21 protein-coding genes are annotated in these 22,949 nt (G+C 56.7%); 16 read left to right on the top strand and 5 right to left on the bottom strand.

The features are described from left to right. The first annotated feature begins 174 nt into the window (after positions 1–174). Complete coding sequence (grcA, locus tag ABU178_RS01335) at positions 175–558, top strand: autonomous glycyl radical cofactor GrcA (RefSeq protein WP_397211225.1); 384 nt, start codon at positions 175–177, stop codon at positions 556–558. A gap of 237 nt (positions 559–795) precedes the next feature. On the opposite strand, the gene srmB is transcribed toward grcA, so the two are convergent. Beyond that, positions 796–2,124, bottom strand: coding sequence for an ATP-dependent RNA helicase SrmB (srmB, locus tag ABU178_RS01340; RefSeq protein WP_397211227.1), 1,329 nt, complete (start codon positions 2,122–2,124; stop codon positions 796–798). Positions 2,125–2,310: 186 nt separating this feature from the next. Here srmB and trmN point away from each other — a divergent pair, with 186 nt between their 5' ends. Continuing rightward, positions 2,311–3,060: a tRNA(1)(Val) (adenine(37)-N(6))-methyltransferase TrmN gene (trmN, locus tag ABU178_RS01345; protein ID WP_397211229.1), complete on the top strand. Its 750-nt coding sequence runs from the start codon at positions 2,311–2,313 to the stop codon at positions 3,058–3,060. Here trmN and nadB read toward each other — a convergent pair. Next, entirely contained in the window at positions 3,045–4,664 is a 1,620-nt protein-coding gene (gene nadB, locus ABU178_RS01350; protein ID WP_397211566.1) for an L-aspartate oxidase, read from the bottom strand. The two genes, trmN and nadB, sit on opposite strands and share 16 nt — an antisense overlap. A 445-nt stretch (positions 4,665–5,109) precedes the next feature. Between nadB and rpoE the strand changes: the two genes are divergently transcribed. From rpoE to acpS, 11 genes are all read left to right on the top strand, one after another. Beyond that, complete coding sequence (rpoE, locus tag ABU178_RS01355) at positions 5,110–5,688, top strand: RNA polymerase sigma factor RpoE (RefSeq protein ID WP_010617748.1); 579 nt, start codon at positions 5,110–5,112, stop codon at positions 5,686–5,688. 27 nt (positions 5,689–5,715) lie between these two features. Then, positions 5,716–6,369, top strand: a complete 654-nt coding sequence (rseA, locus tag ABU178_RS01360) for an anti-sigma-E factor RseA (protein WP_397211232.1) — start codon at positions 5,716–5,718, stop codon at positions 6,367–6,369. Next, positions 6,369–7,325, top strand: coding sequence for a sigma-E factor regulatory protein RseB (rseB, locus tag ABU178_RS01365; protein WP_397211234.1), 957 nt, complete (start codon positions 6,369–6,371; stop codon positions 7,323–7,325). The genes rseA and rseB overlap by 1 nt, the downstream gene beginning before the upstream one ends. Continuing rightward, positions 7,322–7,786: a SoxR-reducing system protein RseC gene (rseC, locus tag ABU178_RS01370; RefSeq protein WP_397211236.1), complete on the top strand. Its 465-nt coding sequence runs from the start codon at positions 7,322–7,324 to the stop codon at positions 7,784–7,786. Before rseB ends, rseC begins: the two co-directional genes overlap by 4 nt. A gap of 218 nt (positions 7,787–8,004) precedes the next feature. After that, positions 8,005–9,804 (top strand): translation elongation factor 4, encoded by a 1,800-nt coding sequence (lepA, locus tag ABU178_RS01375; RefSeq protein WP_397211238.1) that lies wholly within the window; start codon positions 8,005–8,007, stop codon positions 9,802–9,804. A 9-nt stretch (positions 9,805–9,813) separates the two neighbouring features. Beyond that, positions 9,814–10,788 (top strand): signal peptidase I, encoded by a 975-nt coding sequence (gene lepB / locus ABU178_RS01380; protein WP_397211240.1) that lies wholly within the window; start codon positions 9,814–9,816, stop codon positions 10,786–10,788. Between the two features lie 129 nt (positions 10,789–10,917). Beyond that, entirely contained in the window at positions 10,918–11,598 is a 681-nt protein-coding gene (gene rnc, locus ABU178_RS01385; RefSeq protein WP_397211242.1) for a ribonuclease III, read from the top strand. Positions 11,599–11,644: 46 nt separating this feature from the next. After that, entirely contained in the window at positions 11,645–12,550 is a 906-nt protein-coding gene (gene era, locus ABU178_RS01390) for a GTPase Era (RefSeq protein WP_397211244.1), read from the top strand. A 4-nt stretch (positions 12,551–12,554) separates the two neighbouring features. Next, positions 12,555–13,298 (top strand): DNA repair protein RecO, encoded by a 744-nt coding sequence (gene recO / locus ABU178_RS01395; RefSeq protein ID WP_397211246.1) that lies wholly within the window; start codon positions 12,555–12,557, stop codon positions 13,296–13,298. Positions 13,299–13,367: 69 nt separating this feature from the next. Beyond that, positions 13,368–14,099: a pyridoxine 5'-phosphate synthase gene (gene pdxJ / locus ABU178_RS01400; protein ID WP_397211248.1), complete on the top strand. Its 732-nt coding sequence runs from the start codon at positions 13,368–13,370 to the stop codon at positions 14,097–14,099. Beyond that, positions 14,099–14,479 (top strand): holo-ACP synthase, encoded by a 381-nt coding sequence (gene acpS, locus ABU178_RS01405; RefSeq protein WP_397211250.1) that lies wholly within the window; start codon positions 14,099–14,101, stop codon positions 14,477–14,479. The genes pdxJ and acpS overlap by 1 nt, the downstream gene beginning before the upstream one ends. A 32-nt stretch (positions 14,480–14,511) precedes the next feature. On the opposite strand, the gene ABU178_RS01410 is transcribed toward acpS, so the two are convergent. Continuing rightward, positions 14,512–14,760, bottom strand: a complete 249-nt coding sequence (locus ABU178_RS01410) for a YfhL family 4Fe-4S dicluster ferredoxin (RefSeq protein WP_397211251.1) — start codon at positions 14,758–14,760, stop codon at positions 14,512–14,514. Between the two features lie 55 nt (positions 14,761–14,815). Further along, the gene (locus tag ABU178_RS01415; RefSeq protein ID WP_397211253.1) at positions 14,816–15,655 is read right to left on the bottom strand and encodes a MurR/RpiR family transcriptional regulator; all 840 of its coding nucleotides are present in this window, start codon (positions 15,653–15,655) and stop codon (positions 14,816–14,818) included. 213 nt (positions 15,656–15,868) lie between these two features. Between ABU178_RS01415 and yfhb the strand changes: the two genes are divergently transcribed. Together yfhb and tadA are read left to right on the top strand one after the other, a co-directional pair. Beyond that, positions 15,869–16,507, top strand: a complete 639-nt coding sequence (gene yfhb / locus ABU178_RS01420) for a phosphatidylglycerophosphatase C (RefSeq protein WP_397211255.1) — start codon at positions 15,869–15,871, stop codon at positions 16,505–16,507. A 75-nt stretch (positions 16,508–16,582) separates the two neighbouring features. Beyond that, on the top strand, positions 16,583–17,077 hold the full coding sequence (gene tadA / locus ABU178_RS01425; protein ID WP_397211257.1) for a tRNA adenosine(34) deaminase TadA: 495 nt from the start codon (positions 16,583–16,585) through the stop codon (positions 17,075–17,077). On the opposite strand, the gene mltF is transcribed toward tadA, so the two are convergent. Continuing rightward, on the bottom strand, positions 17,074–18,531 hold the full coding sequence (gene mltF / locus ABU178_RS01430) for a membrane-bound lytic murein transglycosylase MltF (protein ID WP_397211259.1): 1,458 nt from the start codon (positions 18,529–18,531) through the stop codon (positions 17,074–17,076). The two genes, tadA and mltF, sit on opposite strands and share 4 nt — an antisense overlap. A gap of 267 nt (positions 18,532–18,798) precedes the next feature. Between mltF and purL the strand changes: the two genes are divergently transcribed. Then, the gene (gene purL / locus ABU178_RS01435) at positions 18,799–22,689 is read left to right on the top strand and encodes a phosphoribosylformylglycinamidine synthase (RefSeq protein ID WP_397211261.1); all 3,891 of its coding nucleotides are present in this window, start codon (positions 18,799–18,801) and stop codon (positions 22,687–22,689) included. The last annotated feature ends 260 nt before the right edge of the window (positions 22,690–22,949 follow it).

The following is a 22,949-nucleotide window of genomic DNA, read 5'->3' on the forward strand; positions in this document are numbered from 1 at the left end:
TTAACAGGAAAGATGCGTTTTATCAAAGGCTTGTTGAGACGTCTCCGATAGCGATTAATTTTCGTTGATATATGTCAAAGCGCCTGCTGAACAGGGTTGTTATACCAAGGCGGCAATGTGAATCCATCAAGAACGCTGCATGGATCGTGCAGCGTCACGCCCCGGAGGTAATGTATGATTAGCGGTATCCAGATAACCAAAGCACGCAATGCGGATCTTCTCCACTCATTCTGGCTGCTGGATGATGAGAATGCAGAAGCGCGTTGCGTATGCGCTAAAGCTGGTTTTAAGGAAGATCAGGTCGTGTCGCTGCGCGATTTGGGCGAGATTGAATATCGCGACGTGCCGCTGGAAGTGAAACCACAGGTACGCGTGGAGGGCGGACAGCACCTGAACGTCAACGTGCTGACTCGTGAAACGCTGGAGGATGCGGTGAATCATCCGGAGAAATATCCTCAGCTCACCATTCGCGTTTCCGGCTATGCGGTACGCTTCAATGCGTTAACGCCGGAACAGCAGCGTGATGTGATTAGCCGTACCTTTACAAAGACGCTGTAACAATTTGCCTGTCAGGCGCTGCGGCGCCTTTTTTCCGTGTGGTTTAAATCCTGCACAACCTGAAAATGCATTTTAACAATTAATAATCAATGGATTAAGTAAAGATAAAACCAGCGCGATGAGTGAGATGGCCTCGTAACGGAAGTTCACAGGCTTTATGGCTGCTGTTTTACTTTTTCATAACAAAAGTAAAAAAAATCGCCCCGTCTGAGGCGATTTTTTTGTTACGGCGCTGAATTATTCCGCATTCTCTTTTGCGCTGTCCGTGGCGCTTGGCTTGCGGCGTTTACCAATGTTTTTGGTATCCCGGTGGCGTTTCTTCACACGCGGTTTTTCCGTTTCGCTCTCTTTCTTCTCTTTCCGCTTCGCAAGGGCCTTTTTCGACGGTTTCCCGGTGGCCTTCTCACTTGGTGCGCGCGTGGACGGACGCAGCTCTTCAATGACGCGTGCCTTCAGCGGCTCGCTGATGTAACGGCTGATCTTGCCGAGCAGCAGATGATCGTGCGCTTCTACCAGCGACAGCGCAGTGCCTTTGCGGCCTGCGCGCGCCGTACGCCCGATACGGTGCAGATAGGTATCGGCCGTGCGGGGCATATCGAAGTTAAATACGTGGCTCACGTCATCAATATCGATACCGCGCGCCGCGACGTCTGTCGCCACCAGCACATTAACGCGGCCCTCAACCAGACGCTTAATCGCCTCGTTGCGCTTTACCTGCACCATCTCGCCTTCAAGGTAGCTGCAGCGAATACCCGCTTCATGCAGCCAGCTAACCAGCTCATGCAGGCGCTCACGCTTACGCACAAACACGATGCAGCGCGTCACGTCCGGCTGTTTCAGCAGATGCACCAGCAGCCGGGTTTTATGCTCGAGGTTGTCGGCACGGTAATACCACTGCTGGATTTTTTTGCGTTCGCGGTTGCTGGGCGTGGCTTCCACCTCAACCGGTTCGTTCAGCAAACGCTCCGCGAAATCCTTGATGTTTTCGCCTTCCAGCGTTGCCGAGAAAAGCAACGTCTGTTTGCGCCAGCGCGTTTCCGCTGCGATGGTTTCAATATCCTGAGCAAAACCCATGTCCAGCATGCGGTCAGCTTCATCAAGGATCAGCGTCTCCACCGCGCGGCAGTCAAAATTTTCTTCTTTGATGTACTGAAGCAGGCGGCCAGTCGTCGCAACCACGATATCCTGGTTTTCACTGAACACTTCCGCGTGGTTCATGTAGGCGACGCCGCCGGTAATGGTGGCGATGTCGAGATGGGTATGGCTGGCCAGTTCACGCGCCTGGTCAGCTACCTGCATCGCCAGCTCGCGGGTAGGCGTAAGAATCAAAATACGCGGCGGCCCCGATTTTTTACGCGGAAAATCGATCAGATGCTGTAATACCGGCAGCAGATAGGCGGCCGTTTTCCCCGTACCGGTAGGTGCCGAACCCAGCACGTCACGCCCCTCCAGCGCGGGCGGAATCGCAGCGGCCTGAATGGCGGTTGGGCGCGTGAAGCCTTTATCCTGCAGAGCATCCAGCAGGCTTTCATCGAGTTCAAGTTCGGAAAATGTGGTTACGGTCATGGTCTACCTCAGTTTGGGGCGCTGATTATAGACAGAACGAACATAATCTTCATCTGTTTGTGCATTATCCTGGCGATTAGCAGCCCGTTCCGCCAGGACGATTTGACCAGACAGTGTAATCTTCATCGTGTCACGTTACACTGAGTCGCCGCTTTCCGGCAGATGAATATGTAATGGTTGCAGAGTATGACGCAAGCTGATTTATCCCCACGCCCTCCGTTAAAAAAGAACGGTTTTACTTTTAAGCGCTTTTTCGTGGCGCATGACCGCTGCGCCATGAAAGTCGGCACCGACGCGATTCTGCTCGGGGCCTGGGCACCGGTCGCTAATGTTAAACGCGTGCTGGACATCGGCACCGGCAGCGGGCTGATTGCGCTAATGCTGGCGCAGCGCACGCCGGAATCGGTGAGTCTGGACGCCATTGAGCTGGATCCCGCCGCCGCCGCTCAGGCAGAAGAGAATGTACAGGCTTCGCCCTGGGCGCAACGTATTCAGGTCTGGCCGCAGGATATCGTCGCCTGGACGGAAACGTGCGAAAAACGCTATTCGCTTATCGTCAGCAATCCTCCCTATTTTGCCGCCGGCGTCGAATGTGCAACGCCCGAGCGCGAAACGGCGCGCTACACGGGCGCGCTGGATCATCAAACGCTGCTGCGCTGTGCAGGCATGCTGATTGAAGAAGAGGGCTTTTTTTGCGTGGTGTTGCCGGAAGCGATCGGCAACGATTTTATCGCTCTGGCGCTGGCCGACGGCTGGCATCTGCGTTTTCGCACTGATGTGGCAGAGTATGCGCATCGCCTGCCGCACCGGGTACTGCTCGGTTTCTCGCCCCGTGAAGGAGAAACCTTACTGGAGCGTATGGCGATTCGCGGGCCAGACAAAAACTATTCTGAAGCCTGGTGCGGCCTGACCCGCGATTTCTATCTCTTTATGTAGTGGTCGGGCGTCAGCACCGTAGGCAGCGATTGCGGCGCCGGATGCGGATAATCAAGAGTGAAGTGCAGCCCGCGGCTCTCTTTGCGCGCCAGCGCGCTGCGCACGATCAGCTCCGCCACCTGCGCCAGATTTCGTAGCTCCAGCAAATTATTGGAGAGGCGGAAATGGGCATAATACTCATCGATTTCCTGCTGAAGCAGGGTAATGCGCCGCAGTGCGCGCTCCAGACGTTTCGTCGTACGCACAATCCCGACGTAGTCCCACATAAACAGGCGCAGCTCATGCCAGTTATGCTGAATCACCACGCATTCATCAGAATCATCCACACGGCTTTCATCCCAGGCGGGCAGAGATTGCACCGCTTCGGTTGCTGGCAGACGCTGATGGATATCCTCTGACGCGGACCAGCCATAGACCAGGCACTCCAGTAGCGAGTTAGAGGCCATGCGGTTTGCGCCGTGCAGGCCGGTGTAGCTCACTTCGCCAATGGCGTAGAGAGCGTCAACATCGGTGCGCCCATGCCGATCGACCATCACGCCGCCGCAGGTGTAATGGGCGGCGGGCACCACGGGAATCGCGTCTTTGGTCAGATCCAGACCAAAGGTCAGCAGCTTTTCGTAAATCATCGGAAAATGCGCGCGAATAAAGTCGGCGGGCTGATGACTGATATCCAGATACATGCACTCCACGCCCAGGCGCTTCATCTCATGATCGATAGCGCGGGCGACGATATCGCGCGGTGCCAGCTCGGCACGCTCATCAAACTCCGGCATAAAACGCGTGCCGTCGGGACGCTTCAGCCAGGCGCCTTCGCCGCGCAGGGCTTCCGTCAGCAGGAAATTGCGCGCCTGAGGGTGGAACAGGCAGGTGGGATGGAACTGATTAAATTCCAGATTAGCGACGCGACAGCCAGCGCGCCAGGCCATGGCGATACCGTCGCCAGAAGCGACGTCAGGATTGGTGGTGTACTGGTACACTTTCGCCGCGCCGCCGGTCGCCAGCACCACGGCTCGGGCGCTACAGGTTTCCACCTGTTCTTTATTACGGTTCCAGATCCATGCGCCTACCGCGCGCCGCGCGCCCGGCAGACCCAGCTTATCGGAAAGAATCAGGTCAACGGCGTTGGTACGCTCAAGGATACGAATGTTGGGATGGCTCAGCGCCTGGCTCACCAGCGTGGTTTCCACTTCCCGCCCGGTGGCGTCGGCGCTGTGCAGAATGCGGCGATGGCTGTGACCCCCTTCCCGGGTCAAATGGTAGCGCTGTTCGCCATCTGCCTGGGTTTCTTTATCAAAGGCGACGCCATGATCGATCAGCCACTGCACGCAGTGACGCGCGTTGCTGGCGATAAACGACACCGCCTCGCGCTCGCAGAGTCCGGCGCCCGCTATCAGCGTATCTTCAATATGAGATTCGATGCTGTCCGTTTCATCAAACACGGCGGCGATGCCGCCCTGAGCATAGAAAGTCGAGCCTTCATTGACCGGGCCTTTGCTGAGCACGGTGACCTGATAATGCTGCGCCAGGCGTAACGCCAGCGATAAACCCGCTGCGCCGCTGCCCACGATCAATACGTCGCACTGATAATCGGGAAATGAGGTCATGATGTTTAATTTACTAAACAAGTGGTCTGCTGAGCATAAGCGCTAAGCCCATCGGTGTGAAGTATTTTGAACAAATTTGCGGCTTCCGATTGAGCGAAAAGTGGCTGTTTGCAGTAGTATCAGTGTGTTAGCCGCTGTAATGCAAAAGCGCTGTTTGCTATGTGAAACTTTATCCGACGTTCAGGATTTAAAGATGAAAAAGCCACTGGCATAAGGTACTCTGCCTGCGATTGGGCGCTCAACACAGCCGCACCGCAGTGAGCGCAGCGGTTACACAGAGTCAGAATGAACAACAATGGGTGTAACACCCCGGTGCAAGAATTATCAGGGCGTAACTGAACTTCAGTTAACAATGCAACTCTAAGCGCATACTTGCTCAAAAAGTTGAGATGTTCTGGCGGTTCAATTTACGCGTGGAGAAAAATTTGGGGAGACATTACCTCGGATGAGCGAGCAGTTAACGGATCAGGTTCTCGTTGAACGGGTGCAGAAAGGAGATCAGAAGTCATTCAATTTACTGGTGATCCGATACCAGCATAAAGTGGCGAGCCTGGTTTCGCGTTATGTCCCTTCAGGCGATGTGCCTGATGTAGTTCAGGAATCATTTATTAAAGCGTATCGCGCACTGGAATCGTTCCGTGGCGACAGCGCCTTCTATACCTGGCTGTATCGCATAGCTGTGAATACAGCAAAAAATTATCTGGTTGCCCAGGGGCGTCGACCGCCATCCAGCGATGTGGATGCGATTGATGCGGAAAATTTCGAAAGTGCCGGTGCACTCAAAGAAATATCGAACCCTGAGAACTTAATGTTGTCTGATGAATTGAAACAAATCGTCTTTCGAACCATTGAGGCGCTTCCTGAGGATTTACGTATGGCAATCACCCTCAGAGAACTGGATGGTCTGAGCTATGAAGAGATCGCCGCTATTATGGATTGCCCGGTAGGTACCGTTCGCTCACGTATCTTCCGCGCACGAGAGGCTATTGATAATAAAGTTCAACCGCTTATCCAACGTCAGTGATAACGGCTACAGGAAGGGTACTGAGGCATGCAGAAAGAAAAACTTTCCGCTTTAATGGATGGTGAAACTTTAGATAACGCGCTGCTGTCGGCGTTATCAAAGGATGCAAATCTTCAAAAAAGCTGGGAAAGCTACCATCTTATCCGCGATACCATGCGTGGCGATGTGGGTGAATTCCTGCATTTCGATATCTCCGCACGGGTTGCCGCTGCTATCGAACAGGAACCTGCACGTAAGGTGACTGAGCTGATCGCTGAAGCGCAGCCTGCGCCGTCCCGCTGGGAGAAAATGCCGTTCTGGCGCAAAGCGCGTCCCTGGGCAGCACAACTCACGCAGGTTGGCGTGGCGGCCTGTGTTTCACTGGCGGTGATTGTGGGCGTACAGCATTACAATCAGCCTGTCGGCAGTAACGCGCCTGCGTCAGAAGCGCCGGTGTTTAATACGCTGCCGATGATGGGCAAAGCGTCACCGGTCAGCCTTGGCGTGCCTTCTGATGCGTTTGATACCAACAGCGCCAATCAGCAGGTGCAGGAGCAGCGTCGCCGGGTTAACGCTATGCTGCAGGATTATGAGCTGCAACGTCGCCTGCATTCCGATCGTTTACAATTCGATCAGGACGCGCCGCAGCAGGCGCAGGTGCAGGTTCCGGGTAATCAGTCGTTAGGAACTCAGCAGCAGTAATGAAGCAACTTTGGTGTGCTGTCAGCCTGTTGGCAGGCAGCCTGCTCTGGTCATCTACCGCCCCGGCTCAGACTTCTGCCTCCGGGGCGTTGTTACAGCAGATGGAGCAGGCCAGCCAGTCTCTCAATTACGAATTCGCCTATATCAACGTCTCTCGCCTCGGCATTGAATCACTGCGTTATCGTCATGCGGTAATCGATAACCGTATCTATGCGCAGCTGTTGCAGATGGACGGGCCGCGCCGTGAAGTGATCCAGCGCGGCGGCGACATCAGCTACTTTGAGCCGGGCCTTGAGCCTTTCTCATTGCCGGGCAATCACATCATCGATGCCTTGCCTTCGGTCATCTACGCTGATTTTTCCTCCCTTGCCAATGATTACGATTTCATTCCCGTAGGCCGCGCGCGCATCGCCGATCAGATGTGCGAAGTGCTGCGCATTGTGTCGCGAGACGGTACCCGCTATAGCTACGTGGTCTGGCTCGATGTGGATACCAAATTGCCGCTGCGTATTGACCTGCTGGATCGCGACGGAGAAACGCTGGAGCAGTTCCGCGTTGTCAGTTTCGCTGTCGATGAGGGAGTGCGCAACCTGATGCAGGGAATACAAAAGGCCAATCTGCCGCCCTCGCTTTCCGTGCCGGAAGGGGACAAAGTCTCGCTGGACTGGAAGCCGGGCTGGTTGCCTGCCGGCATGAAGGCGATATCGCAAAGCCGTCGGCAGATACCGGCGATGAACAAAACCGTCGAGTCGCGCCTGTACAGCGATGGGCTGTTCAGCTTTGCCATTAATATCACCACGGCTGATAAAAGCAGTGTAAACCAGACATTGCGCACAGGACGTCGTACGGTGCAAATCAAAGTCAGCGATAATAAGGAAATTACCGTGGTAGGCGAACTGCCTCCCTCCACGGCGAAACGCATCGCCGACAGCATTGATTCAGGTAGCCAAAAATGATGAGAGAATGGGCCACAGTGGTGGCGTGGCAAGATGGCATCGCCACTTTACATTCGGAAGCGAAAACGTCCTGCAGCAGTTGTTCAGCGCGTAAAGGCTGTGGCAGCCATATGCTGAACAAACTTGGTCCAAAGGATGCGCATGTGATGCAAATCCCCAGCGAGAAGCCGTTGCAGCCGGGCCAGCGGGTAGAGCTGGGCATCAGAGAGAGCAGCCTGTTAGGTTCGGCCTTGCTGGTGTATATGACGCCGCTGTTCGGTCTGTTTGTGGTTGCCGGACTGTTCCAGATGCTGTTTCATACCGATCTGGCTGCGGCCAGCGGCGCGTTGCTGGGCGGTGTGGGCGGCTTTATTCTGGCCAAAGGGATATCCACGCTGTTCGGCGATCGCGAAGCTTTTCAGCCGGTGATCCTGAACGTCGCGCTGCCGCCTGACCTTTTGCGCGTCGAAACCGAAGCCTGATCCTCTTTTGGACCGCACCGACTGCGGTCCTGTCCGTTCTCTTACCCGCTGAATTCTGTTGCGATTACGCGGTGTTCCATTCTTTTATGCAAGACGTTAACAGTGTAATATGCGTCGTCATTAATGAGGCTGACAGGATTGTGGGTAAAGAGCGATCTTCCTGAATGTGTCTGTGCTCAGGTTCTCAACTGATTTTCTACGTGAAGATATCCATATAAATGAAGCACATAAGAAATTTCTCCATTATCGCGCATATTGACCACGGCAAATCCACGCTTTCTGACCGCCTGATTCAGATGTGTGGCGGCCTGAGCGACCGCGAAATGGCTGCGCAGGTTCTTGACTCTATGGATTTGGAGCGTGAGCGCGGCATTACTATTAAAGCACAGAGCGTGACGCTCGATTACCACGCGAAAGACGGCGAAACTTACCAGCTCAATTTTATCGACACGCCCGGACACGTTGACTTCTCTTATGAAGTATCCCGCTCGCTGGCGGCCTGTGAAGGCGCGCTGCTGGTGGTCGATGCCGGTCAGGGAGTGGAAGCGCAAACCCTGGCGAACTGCTATACGGCGATGGAGATGGATCTGGAAGTAGTGCCGGTTCTGAACAAAATTGACCTGCCGGCCGCCGATCCCGATCGCGTTGCCCAGGAGATTGAAGATATCGTTGGTATCGATGCCGCCGACGCGGTGCGCTGCTCGGCGAAAACCGGCGTCGGCGTTCCCGACGTGCTGGAACGCCTGGTGCGCGATATTCCGCCGCCGGAAGGCGATCCGGAAGGTCCGTTACAGGCGCTGATTATCGACTCCTGGTTCGACAACTATCTCGGCGTGGTTTCGCTGGTTCGTGTGAAAAACGGCACGATGCGTAAAGGCGAAAAGATCAAGGTGATGAGCACCGGTCAGACCTACAATGCTGACCGTCTCGGCATCTTTACGCCGAAGCAGGTGGATCGCAATGAACTGCGCTGCGGCGAAGTAGGCTGGCTGGTCTGCGCCATCAAAGATATTCTCGGCGCGCCCGTGGGCGATACCCTGACCGGCGCTAAACTTTCCGCTGATAAAGCGCTGCCGGGCTTTAAAAAAGTGAAGCCTCAGGTGTATGCCGGCTTGTTCCCGGTCAGCTCAGACGATTACGAAGCTTTCCGCGACGCGCTTGGCAAGCTGAGCCTGAACGACGCATCGCTGTTCTATGAGCCGGAAAGCTCTACCGCGCTGGGCTTTGGTTTCCGCTGCGGCTTCCTTGGCCTGCTGCATATGGAGATCATCCAGGAACGTCTGGAGCGCGAATACGATCTTGATCTGATCACCACGGCGCCAACCGTGGTGTATGAAGTGGAAACCACCAGCGGTGAAACGGTGTATGTGGACAGTCCGTCCAAGCTGCCGCCGCTGAATAATATTGAAGAGCTGCGTGAGCCGATCGCTGAGTGTCATATGCTGTTGCCGCAGGAGTATCTGGGCAACGTCATCACCCTTTGCATCGAGAAGCGCGGCGTTCAGACTAATATGGTTTACCACGGCAACCAGGTGGCGTTGACTTACGAGATTCCCATGGCGGAAGTGGTGCTCGACTTCTTCGACCGCCTGAAGTCAACCTCGCGCGGTTACGCCTCGCTGGATTATAACTTCAAACGTTTTCAGACCTCTGACATGGTGCGCGTCGACGTACTGATTAACGCTGAACGCGTCGATGCGCTGGCGCTGATCACTCACCGTGACAACTCGCAATATCGTGGCCGCGAACTGGTGGAGAAGATGAAAGATCTGATCCCGCGTCAGCAGTTCGACATTGCGATTCAGGCGGCGATCGGCAACCACATAATTGCTCGCTCAACCGTAAAACAGCTGCGCAAAAACGTTCTTGCCAAGTGCTATGGCGGTGACGTCAGCCGTAAGAAAAAACTGTTGCAGAAACAGAAAGAAGGTAAGAAGCGAATGAAGCAGGTCGGTAACGTTGAGCTGCCGCAGGAAGCGTTCCTTGCCATTCTGCATGTTGGCAAGGACAGCAAATAAGGATACCCAATGGCTAATATGTTCGCCCTGATACTGGCGATAGCAACCCTGATTACCGGCATTCTCTGGTGCATCGATCGCTTTAAATGGGCGCCGGAGCGCCGGGCAAAGCAGGCGGAAGCACAGGCGCAGACCGGCAACACGCTGGACAGCAAGACCCTGGCGAAAGTGTCAGCGCAGCCGGGCTGGATTGAGACGGCGGCATCGGTGTTTCCGGTGCTGGCGGTGGTGTTTATCGTGCGCTCGTTTGTTTACGAGCCTTTTCAGATCCCTTCAGGTTCAATGATGCCGACGCTGCTGATCGGCGATTTCATCCTGGTGGAGAAGTTTGCTTATGGCATTAAAGATCCCATTACGCAAACCACGCTGATTCCTACTGGTCATCCGCAGCGCGGCGACATTGCGGTATTTAAATATCCGAAAGATCCCAGTCTGGACTACATCAAGCGGGTGATTGGTCTGCCGGGCGATAAGGTGAGTTACGATCCTTACAGCAAAACGCTGACGATAATCCCGAATTGCGCGCAGGATCAGGCGTGTAATAAAGCGCTGGCGGTGACCTATTCCGACCTGCAGCCGAGCGACTTTATTCAGACCTTTAGCGGTTTTGACGGCAATGAGAGCGGCAATGGTTTCTATCAAGTCGCTCAGGGCGAAACGATGCGCGGCGGCCTGCGCTTAGGCGCACGCAAAGAGACGCTGGGCAGCGTGACCCACAATATTTTGCTGGTCAATGAAGCGCAAAGTCAGGCCAGCATGTATTATCAGCAGCCGGGACAGCCGCAGGCCACCTGGATTGTGCCGCAAGGGCAGTACTTCATGATGGGCGACAATCGCGATAACAGCGCCGACAGCCGCTACTGGGGCTTTGTCCCGGAGAAGAATCTGGTCGGTAAAGCGGTCGCTATCTGGATGAGTTTTGATAAACAAGAAGGCCAGTGGCCTACCGGCGTACGCTTAAGTCGTATCGGCGGCATTCACTGATAAAACGCCCGTTTCGGCGGGCAACACGGTTGGCTTCCTGCGGGGAGCCACTGCACACGAAACAGAACGTGTTGGATCCTCAGCCCTGTTTCGTATGCAGAGTTAGAGACGCAAAAAAACTGGAATCGCATGAACCCCATCCTCATCACCAAGCTGCAGCGCAAACTGGGCTACACTTTTACTCATCCGGAATTGTTGCAACAGGCGCTGACGCACCGGAGCGCCAGCAGTAAACACAACGAGCGTCTCGAATTTTTAGGCGATTCTATCCTCAGCTATGTGATTGCCAATGCGCTCTATCATCGTTTTCCCCGCGTGGACGAAGGCGATATGAGCCGGATGCGCGCCACGCTGGTGCGCGGCAACACCCTGGCGGAGATGGCGCGCGAGTTCGACCTTGGCGAATGTTTGCGCCTTGGGCCGGGCGAGCTGAAAAGCGGTGGTTTTCGCCGCGAGTCGATTCTCGCGGATACCGTGGAGGCATTGATTGGCGGGATTTTTCTCGACAGCAATATCCAGACGGTAGAGAAATTGATTCTGGACTGGTATCAGTCCCGCCTGGAGCAGATAAGTCCCGGCGATAAACAAAAAGATCCCAAAACCCGACTGCAGGAATACCTGCAGGGACGCCATCTGCCGCTGCCCTCCTATCTGGTAGTGCAGGTACGTGGCGAAGCCCATGACCAGGAGTTCACCATTCACTGTCAGGTGAGCGGCATGGCTGAACCGGTAGTGGGCGTAGGCTCAAGCCGCCGTAAGGCGGAACAGGCAGCCGCCGAACAGGCGCTGATCAAGCTTGGGCTCGAATAAGCAAAACCGCAGCGCCTGAACAGGCGCTGATTAATTCAGGACTCGAATGAGCGAACACGTTACCTATTGCGGCTTCGTCGCGATTGTAGGCCGACCCAACGTCGGCAAATCCACCTTACTGAACCAGCTTCTGGGGCAGAAGGTGTCGATCACCTCGCGTAAGCCGCAGACCACGCGTCATCGCATTATGGGCATTCATACCGAAGGGGAATATCAGGCAATCTATGTCGATACCCCTGGTTTGCACATTGAAGAGAAGCGCGCCATTAACCGCCTGATGAACCGCGCGGCCAGCAGCTCTATCGGCGACGTTGAGCTGGTTATTTTCGTTGTGGAAGGCACCCGCTGGACTGCCGACGATGAGATGGTATTGAACAAGCTGCGTGATGGCAAAGTGCCGGTGCTGCTTGCCATTAACAAAGTGGATAATATTCAGGATAAAAGCATCCTGCTGCCGCATATCCAGTTCCTCAGCGAACAGATGAATTTCCTTGATGTGGTGCCGATCTCGGCGGAAAACGGCAAGAACGTTGATGCTATCGCCACTATCGTGCGTAAGCGGCTGCCGCAGGCGGATCACCATTTCCCGGAAGATTATATTACCGATCGTTCACAGCGCTTTATGGCCTCCGAAATCATCCGTGAAAAACTGATGCGTTTTCTCGGCGCCGAGCTGCCTTATTCCGTGACGGTGGAGATCGAGCAGTTCGTTACCAACGAACGCGGCGGCTACGATATCAATGGCCTGATCCTCGTGGAGCGCGAAGGGCAGAAGAAGATGGTGATTGGCAACAAAGGGGCCAAAATCAAAACTATCGGCATTGAAGCGCGTAAGGACATGGAAGAGATGTTCGAAGCCAAGGTGCATCTGGAGCTTTGGGTGAAAGTGAAATCGGGCTGGGCAGATGATGAACGTGCGCTGCGCAGTCTGGGCTATGTAGACGATCTCTGATTTCATGGAAGGCTGGCAACGCGCCTTTGTGCTGCATAGTCGCCCTTACAGCGAAACCAGTTTGCTGCTGGATTTTTTCAGCGAAAGTCATGGCCGCGTGCGGGTACTGGCGAAAGGCGCCCGCTCACGACGCTCACAGCTGAAAGGCGCTTTGCAGCCTTTTACCCCGTTGCTGGTGCGCTGGAGCGGACGTGGCGAAGTGAAAACCCTGCGCAGCGCCGAAGCGGTTTCGCTGGCGCTGCCGCTGAGCGGCCTGACGCTCTACTGCGGGCTTTACGTCAACGAGCTGCTCTCCCGCGTGCTTGAGCAGGAAATTCCCTTCTCCGAACTCTTCTTTGATTACCTCAACTGCATCCAGGCGCTGGCGGCCGGCAACGGCACGCCGGAACCCGCGCTGCGGCGCTTCGAGCTGGCGCTGCTGGGACATCTGGGGTATGGCGTCGATTTCCTGACCTGCGCCGGCAGCGGCGAACCGATTGTCGATGCCATGACCTACAGTTACCGGGAAGAGAAAGGGTTTATCGCCAGCCTGGTGGTCAATAACCGCAGCTTTACCGGACGCCAGCTGCGCGCGCTATGGGAGCGCGAGTTCCCGGATGCCGACACCCTGCGCGCCGCCAAACGCTTTACCCGCATAGCGCTTAAACCCTACCTGGGGGGCAAGCCGCTCAAAAGCCAGGAGCTGTTTCGTCAGTTTGTACCGAAAAAACGCGCCGATACGCCCGTTGACGATACGTCCGCTGAATAGTGGTCGTACCGGATGCAGGGCCGGAGAATGTACACTGCTCATTACTACGGAAAAGAGGTGAGGATTGTCATGGCTGAGTTGCTGTTAGGGGTCAACATTGACCACATTGCTACCGTGCGTAACGCACGCGGCACGAATTATCCCGATCCGGTGCAGGCGGCGTTTATCGCTGAGCAGGCGGGCGCCGACGGCATTACCGTACACCTGCGCGAAGATCGCCGTCATATTACCGACCGTGATGTCCGCATTCTGCGTGATACCATCCAGACGCGTATGAATCTGGAGATGGCGGTGACGGACGAAATGGTGGGTATCGCCTGCGATATCAAGCCCCATTTCTGCTGCCTGGTGCCGGAGAAGCGTCAGGAAGTGACCACCGAAGGCGGCCTCGACGTGGCGGGCCAGCAGGAGAAGATCAATGCGGCGGTGAGGCAGCTGAGCGAAGCGGGCATTCTGGTTTCGCTGTTTATCGATGCCGATCACCGTCAGATTGAAGCCGCCGTCGCCAGCGGCGCGCCCTATATTGAAATCCACACCGGTGCCTATGCCGAGGCGGAAGAGGGGCGGCCACGCGCGGCCGAGCTGTCGCGTATTCGTAAAGCCGCAACCTTTGCCGCCAGCCTCGGGCTGAAGGTCAATGCCGGTCACGGTCTCACCTATCACAACGTGCTGCCGATCGCGGCGCTGCCGGAGATGCATGAGCTGAATATTGGCCATGCCATTATTGGTCGTGCGGTGATGAGCGGCCTGGCGGACGCGGTGAAAGAGATGAAGCTGCTGATGCGGGAAGCGCGTCGCTAATGGCGATTCTTGGCCTGGGCACCGACATTGTTGAAATTGAGCGTATCGCCGGCGTGATTGAGCGCTCCGGCGACCGTCTGGCGCGTCGCGTGTTGAGCGAGGCAGAGTGGCGACAGTATCAGGTCCATCAGCAGCCGGTGCGCTTTCTGGCAAAACGCTTTGCGGTGAAAGAAGCGGCGGCAAAGGCCTTTGGCACCGGCATTCGCGGCGGACTTGCCTTCAACCAGTTCGAGGTCTATAACGACGCGCTGGGCAAACCCGGCCTGCGCTTCTTCCAGCACGCTGCTGAGGTGGCGCAAAAGCTCGGGGTGAAGTCGGTGCACGTTACCCTGGCGGATGAACGGCATTACGCCTGCGCCACGGTGATTATCGAAAGCTGAAGGTGCAGGCTGACAATCTTTGTCGGCCTGCTTTAGTGATGCAGCACCACAAACTTTTCCCACAGCGCGTCACGGCTCTCGCGATGCTGCGGATCGATAATGATAGTGTTATCGATGGGGCAAACGCTCTGGCAGGTGGGGACGTCATAATGACCCACACACTCGGTACAGCGGCTGACGTCAATCTGGTAGATCTCCGCGCCCAGCGAAATCGCCTGATTCGGGCATTCTGGTTCACACATATCACAGTTAATGCATTTAGCGGTAATCAGCAGCGCCATGGCGGTCACTCAATAACATCAGAAAAGGCGCGGGTATTATACGCAGCTCTGTTGCTCAGACCAATTTTTTCACCAGCGCCTCGCTGTGACGAATATGGCTGGAGGCGCGCTCCGGATCCTGCTGTACCAGCGCCATAAACAGCAGGTCCGTGAGCGCCAACTGCGCGGTGGTCGAGGAGATCGCCGCGCTGCGCGTGCTTTGCTCTTCCGCCACGGTATAAAGCGAATGGTTGGCGCACTGTTGCAGCGTATTGGGGGTAAAGCCGGTAAAGGCCACCACATGGGCGCCAGCGCGCACCGCTTCCTGCGCCGCCAGATTGATTTCACGGCGTTCGCCGGTATAGGAGATGGCGAGCAGCACATCGCCAGGTTTCATCGCCTGCACGCTGGCCAGCAGGGCGTGCATATCCTGTTCCGCTACGGCGTTAATGCCGATCTTCATCAGCTTCCAGGAAAAATCTTTCGCTACCAGCCCCGACGCGCCGATGCCCACCAGCAGGATGCGCTGGGCGCTCTCCAGCAGGCGCAGCGTCTCGCGCAGCTTCTCTTCGCTGTTGATATCCAGCGTGGCGCGAATCGCCGACTGCTTCTCAGTAAACAGCTTTTCGCCCACTACCTTTAGCGAATCGTCGCTGAGAATATGGTTATGTACGGTAATCGCATCTTTGTCCGTTAGCGATTCGCTCAGCGCCAGCTTCAGCGCAGGAAAGCCTTTATAGCCCAGCTTCTGGGCGAATTTCACTACGCTGGACTGGCTGACGCCAGACTCTTCCGCCAGCTTTTGTGAACTGAGATGGCGCGCCCGATCCGGCTGAGAGAGCAAATAGTCCGCCAGCCGACGCTCGTTGAGCGCCAGGCGAGGATAGAGTTGGCGAATACGCAGCAATGAACTCATGCCAGGTCCTTTTCCGATAAGCTTCTTGTGGGCTAAACAGTGATCCATCCGGAACGCAAGGCGTACTGAGAGGAAGCAGGCGTCTCCGGTTGAGGAAGAATAAACAATTCATCTGGCATTGTAGTCACTGGAATTAAAAATGACACGCGCCGCCGCCGCGGAGATGGCTACACTTGTACTGCACAGGGGTAATGACAAAACAAGGAGCGCTGTTTGACAAAGGGTACGCAACGACGGGTAGTATTTTTCGATCTCGACGGCACGCTGCATCAGCAGGATATGTTTGGCACTTTTATGCGTTACCTGCTCTGGCGCCAGCCGCTTAATCTGCTGCTGGTCGTGCCTCTGCTGCCGGTTATCGGGCTGGGCCTGCTGATCAAGGGGCGCGCCGCGCGTTGGCCGATGAGTCTGCTGCTCTGGTCGATCACGTTTGGTCATAGCGAGCGCCGTTTGCTACAGCGCGAGGCGGCTTTCGCCAGCTGGTTTCGCCAGCGCGTCACCGCCTTTCCGGTGGTGCAGCAGCGTCTTACCGATTATCTCAGCAGCAACGACGCCGATGTCTGGCTGATTACCGGTTCGCCACAGCCGCTGGTGGAGCAGGTCTACTACGACTCGCCTTTTTTGCCGCGGGTAAAACTGATCGCCAGCCAGATGAGGCGTGGTTTTGGCGGCCGGGTGCTGGCGATGCGCTGTCTGGGACACGAAAAGGTGGCGCAGCTGGAGGAGAGGATCGGCACGCCGCTACAGCTCTACAGCGGCTACAGCGACAGCAAGCAGGACAACCCGCTGCTCTTTTTCTGCCAGCATCGCTGGCGCGTTACGCCGCGCGGAGAGCTGCAGCAGCTGGAATAAGGCGCTGATGCCCCTTCGATTCTGGCGACTGGCCCGCTATAATGCGCGGCTTTGATTTTTACCGGAGTCGCTAACGTGGTTGAACTCAATGATGAATACTGGATGCGTCATGCGCTCAGGCTGGCCCGCGTCGCCTGGGAGCAGGGCGAGGTGCCGGTGGGTGCGGTGCTGGTCCAGGGCGATCGCGTTATCGGCGAAGGCTGGAACCGTCCCATCGGCCAGCACGATCCTACCGCTCATGCGGAAATCATGGCGCTACGCCAGGGAGGGAAAGTGCTGGAAAACTATCGTCTGCTGGCTACCACGCTCTACGTGACGCTGGAGCCTTGCGTGATGTGTGCCGGTGCCATGGTGCACAGCCGCATCACGCGCCTGGTGTATGGCGCGCGCGATGAGAAAACCGGGGCGGCGGGATCGTTGATCGATGTGCTGGGCCACCCGGGGATGAATCATCAGATCAGCATAGAAGAGGGCGTGTTAGCCGAAACCTGCGCGGCGATGCTCAGCGACTTTTTCCGCATGCGCCGCGAGCAGATCAAGTCGCTGCGCCAGGCGCAGCGCAGCAGTTAATTCATGGCGATCTCCGGCTCGACCGCCGGATAGCCTTTGCCCAGCTCCGCTTCTGATGCGGCGCGCTGGGCGATCTTTCTCTCCTGCTCCTGCAGATAGCCCACCAGACTCACCTGATACTTACGGATATTCTCCACGTAGTTATAGGCTTCGTGGCCGCGTGCGTAGCCGTAGGTGGTCTGGCTGTAGTAGCGCCTCTGGCTCAGCATCGGCAGGCGCAGCTTCACGTCTGCCCAGCTGTCAGGATTGCCTCCCTGCTTTCCGGTGAGCTTGCGCGCGTCCAGCATATGGGCGTAACCCATATTGTAGGCGGCGAGGGCGAACCAGATACGTTCATCGTCCGGCACGCTGGACGGCACTTTCTCCATCATGCGTTGCAGGTATTCGCTGCCGCCGCGAATGCTCTGCTCGGGGTCGAGGCGATCGTTGACGTTCAGGCTGTCGGCCGTGTTGCGCGTCAGCATCATCATGCCACGTACGCCGGTGGGGGAGGTTGCTTGCGGATTCCAGTGCGACTCCTGATAGGAGATCGCCGCCAGCAGCTGCCAGTCGATGCGGCTGGCATATTTTTCAAACAGCGGCTTGATGTCGGGCAGCGTGCTGTCGATAGCGTGCAGGAAGGTGCGCGTATCTACATAGTCAAAGGTGCCGACGTGGCCGAGATATTTCTCTTCCAGCCGCGCCATGGCGCCTTCTTCCCCCATGCTATTGAAGAAATCGAGCATCGCGGCGTTCATGCTGTCATCTTCACTGCGCGGCATATACCAGGTTACCGGCTCTTCGTCTGTGATATCAAACGCCACCGCCAGCTGCGGATGGATACGCTGCAGCAGACCAATGGTCACGGAGTCCCCAACGGTGTAATCAAGCTTGCCGTCGGCGACCGCTTCCAGCAGCGCTTTCGGCGCGAGGTCGGTGGAGATCGCCCAGTCGAGATCGGGATACTGATTCACCTTGATGCTGCGCAACGAGGAGAGATACGCCGAGCCGGAGGCGACCGTGAGACGGCCTTTAAGATCGCCGAGATTTTTCGGGCGCGGCTTATCCACGCGGTAAACCAGCTGTTGCGAGACGGAATAGTAACTCGGGCCGGTTTGATAACGCGCCAGCCTTTCATTGTTATAAATCAGGCCCGCCGCCAGCACATCTGCTTTGCCATCATCCAAATCATCGAACAGATCGCTGAGATTAGGGCGCACGGTTACCTGCAGTTTCACGCCCAGGTAATCGGCGAAGCGCTTTGCCAGCTCATAATCCATACCGGCCGGGTTTTTATTGATGGTGTAGTAAGTCAACGGGGAATTAATGGTACTGATACGCAGCACTCCCCGTGATTTTATCTGTGATATCGCATCTTGCGCACCGCCATACCAGGGAATCGATGGCCACAGGGCCAGCGCGAGCAGTGCAGTAATAAGACCGATAAAAAGATAATTAAGTTTCAGGCGTTTCAAATAGTTATCTCTCTCTGGCTCTCAGGCGTCTGTCTTTATAAAGGCAGTATTGATCTTTTTTTCATTCCCGGAGCGAGGGGCATTTTGCGCAACAAACTGGACCAGAGCAACTTATATAGCAGCTTCTGCGCGTTTTTCAGGCTAATACCTGTGCTGAGAAATTCTGCGCAAACGGTTTCGTAACGGATGCTGTTTCTCTATAATACCGCCCGTTTTCCCTGTTGCGCCCAAAGAAGCGTCGCCCGGCGCTCTGACGAGAGATTTTTAATGATGGAAATTCTGCGTGGTTCGCCCGCTCTGTCGGCATTTCGTGTTAACAAACTGCTGACCCGCTTTCAGGACGCTCATCTGCCGGTGAGTGATATTTACGCCGAGTACGTCCATTTCGCCGATGTCAGCACCGCGCTGAATGCTGAGGAAAAAAACCGCCTGCAGCGTCTTCTTAAATACGGTCCTTCTCTCGCGGAACATGCGCCACAAGGGCGCCTGCTGCTGGTTACGCCGCGTCCCGGCACTATCTCTCCCTGGTCATCCAAAGCCACCGATATTGCGCATAACTGCGATCTGCCGCAGGTACGCCGTCTGGAGCGTGGTCTGGCGTTTTATGTTCAGGCGCCAGAGCTGGATGAAACGCAGTGGAGCGCGCTGGCCGCCTTGCTGCATGACCGCATGATGGAAACCGTATTCAGCGACTTGGCGCAGGCTGAACAGCTGTTCGCTCATCATGAACCGCAGCCGCTGAAAAGCGTGGATGTGCTGGGTGGCGGACGTCAGGCGCTGGCGCAGGCAAACAGCGCGCTGGGCCTGGCGCTGGCCGATGATGAAATCGACTATCTGCTGGACGCGTTTAAAAAACTGGGGCGCAACCCGAACGACATTGAACTCTATATGTTCGCCCAGGCGAACTCCGAGCACTGCCGTCATAAAATCTTCAACGCCGACTGGATCATCGACGGTGAAAAACAGCCGAAGTCGCTGTTCAAAATGATCAAAAACACCTTCGAGCAGACGCCGGATCATGTGCTTTCCGCCTATAAAGATAACGCGGCGGTAATGGAAGGCTCTGAAGTGGGGCGTTTCTTCGCCGACGGCGAAAAGGGCATCTACGACTTCCATCAGGAAGCGGCGCATATCCTGATGAAAGTAGAAACCCATAACCATCCCACCGCAATTTCACCCTGGCCGGGGGCCGCTACCGGTTCCGGCGGCGAAATCCGTGATGAAGGCGCGACCGGACGCGGCGCCAAGCCAAAAGCGGGCCTGGTGGGCTTCTCGGTGTCCAACCTGCGCATTCCTGGCTTCGAACAGCCGTGGGAAGAGGATTTCGGCAAGCCGGATCGTATCGTCAGCGCGCTGGACATCATGACTGAAGGTCCGTTAGGCGGCGCGGCGTTCAACAACGAATTTGGTCGTCCGGCGCTGAACGGCTATTTCCGTACCTATGAAGAGCAGGTCAACAGCCATAACGGCGTAGAGCTGCGCGGCTATCACAAGCCGATCATGCTGGCGGGCGGCATCGGTAATATCCGCGCCGATCATGTGCAGAAAGGCGAGATCACCCCAGGTGCGAAGCTGATCGTACTGGGCGGCCCGGCGATGAACATCGGCCTGGGCGGCGGAGCGGCCTCTTCTATGGCGTCAGGCCAGTCGGATGCCGATCTCGATTTCGCATCGGTACAGCGCGATAACCCGGAAATGGAGCGTCGTTGTCAGGAAGTGATCGATCGCTGCTGGCAGCTGGGCGAAGAGAACCCGATTCTGTTTATCCACGACGTGGGCGCGGGCGGTCTGTCAAACGCCATGCCGGAGCTGGTCAGCGACGGCGGTCGCGGCGGACGTTTCAACCTGCGCGATATCCTCAGCGACGAGCCGGGTATGAGTCCGCTGGAGGTCTGGTGTAACGAATCACAGGAGCGCTATGTGCTGGCGGTCGCGCCGGAGAAACTGGCGCTGTTTGCTGAGCTGTGCCAGCGCGAGCGCGCGCCTTATGCCGTAATCGGTGAAGCAACTGAAGAGCAGCATCTCTCACTCTCCGACAGCCATTTCGACAACAAGCCGATCGATATGCCGCTCGACGTACTGCTGGGTAAAACGCCGAAAATGACCCGCGACGTCACCACGCTGCAGGCGAAAGGCGATGCGCTGCTGCGTAACGACATCCAGCTGGAAGAAGCGGTGAAGCGCGTGCTGCATCTGCCGACCGTGGCGGAAAAAACCTTCCTGGTGACGATTGGCGACCGTACCGTGACCGGCATGGTCGCGCGCGACCAGATGGTCGGTCCGTGGCAGGTGCCGGTAGCCAACTGTGCGGTGACTACCGCCAGCCTGGACAGCTATCACGGCGAAGCCTTTGCCCTGGGCGAACGCGCGCCGGTGGCGCTGCTCGACTTCGCCGCCTCAGGCCGTCTGGCGGTGGGCGAAGCGCTGACCAACCTGGCCGCCACGCAGATCGGCTCGCTGAAGCACGTTAAGCTTTCGGCGAACTGGATGGCGGCAGCCGGTCATCCGGGCGAAGATGCGGGTCTCTATGCTGCGGTGAAGGCGGTGGGCGAAGAGCTTTGCCCGGCGCTGGGCATCACCATTCCGGTGGGCAAAGACTCTATGTCAATGAAAACCCGCTGGCAGCAGGGTGATGAGCAGCGTGAAATCACCGCGCCGCTCTCGCTGGTGATTACCGCATTCGCACGCGTTGAGGATGTGCGGGCCACCGTAACGCCGCAACTGCAACCGCAGCAGGAGAATGCGCTGCTGCTAATCGATCTCGGCAAAGGTCATAACACGCTGGGCGCAACGGCGCTGGCGCAGGTTTACCGTCAGCTTGGCGACAGCCCGGCCGACGTGCGCGACGCACATCAGCTGGCGGGCTTCTTTAATGCCATCCAGGCGCTGGTGGCCGAGGGCAAACTGCTCGCCTACCATGACCGTTCCGATGGCGGCTTGCTGGTTACCCTGGCAGAGATGGCCTTTACCGGTCATTGCGGTATCGAAGCGGATATCGCGACGCTGGGCAACGATGCGCTGGCCGCGCTCTTTACCGAAGAGCTGGGCGCAGTGATCCAAATCAATGCGGCGGATCGCGCGGCGGTTGAAAACGTGTTTGCTGAGCATGGTCTGGCGGATTGCGTTCATCTGATTGGTCAGGCGGTGCAGGGCGACCGTTTTGTGATTCGCTCCGGCGATAAAGCGCTCTATAGCGAAAGCCGCACCACGCTGCGTACCTGGTGGGCGGAAACCACCTGGCAGATGCAGCGCCTGCGTGATAACCCGGTCTGCGCCGATCAGGAACATGAAGCGAAAAAGGATGACAAGGATCCGGGCCTGAACGTGCATCTGACCTTTAAACCAGAAGAAGATGTGGCTGCGCCGATGATCGCCACCGGCGCGCGTCCGCAGGTTGCCGTGCTGCGTGAGCAGGGCGTTAACTCGCACGTTGAGATGGCTGCCGCCTTCCACCGTGCCGGCTTTACCGCGGTCGACGTGCATATGAGCGATCTGCTGGCGGGGCGTCGCGGCCTGGACGATTTCCATGCGCTGGTCGCCTGCGGCGGCTTCTCCTACGGCGACGTGTTAGGCGCCGGTGAAGGCTGGGCGAAATCAATTCTATTCAATACCCGCGTACGCGACGAGTTTGAAAACTTCTTCCATCGTCCGCAGACGCTGGCGCTGGGCGTCTGTAACGGCTGCCAGATGATGTCTAATTTGCGCGAGCTGATTCCGGGCAGCGAACTCTGGCCACGCTTCGTGCGTAACCAGTCTGAGCGTTTTGAAGCGCGCTTTAGCCTGGTGGAAGTCACGGCCAGCCCGTCACTGCTGCTGGACGGCATGGCGGGTTCACGTATGCCGATCGCCGTGTCGCACGGTGAAGGCTTTGTAGAAGTGCGTGACGGCGCGCATCTCGCCGCGCTGGAAGCGAAAGGCGTGGTCGCGCTGCGCTTCGTGAACAACTACGGCAAGGTCACTGAAACCTATCCGGCCAACCCGAACGGTTCGCCAAACGGGATCACGGCGGTGACCAACGAGAGCGGTCGCGTAACGATTATGATGCCGCACCCGGAGCGTGTTTTCCGTACCGTCAGCAACTCCTGGCATCCGGCCGAGTGGGGCGAAGACAGCCCGTGGATGCGTATTTTCCGCAACGCCCGTAAACAGCTGGGCTAAGCCTGAACAGGCGATGAAAAGGAGGCAGCGATGCCTCCTTTTTTATTGTTAACGGGATAGGGGTTCGCTCCAGGCTGGACTATATGCACGAACTCCCCGTTTAGTCCGACTACCGCGCCCGTTCAGGTAACTGTTCTTTTAAGCCCTGTCCTGATTGATTCGGCGCTGAACCCGCCTCGGCGGGTTTTTCGTTTCCGGGCACGAGACTGCTCACAGAATGAAAAGGATCACAATCCAGATTTTTAAAAAAATTCGCCGTT

It is taken from the genome of Pantoea osteomyelitidis, assembly GCF_044342975.1.
GTDB lineage: Bacteria > Pseudomonadota > Gammaproteobacteria > Enterobacterales > Enterobacteriaceae > Pantoea > Pantoea osteomyelitidis.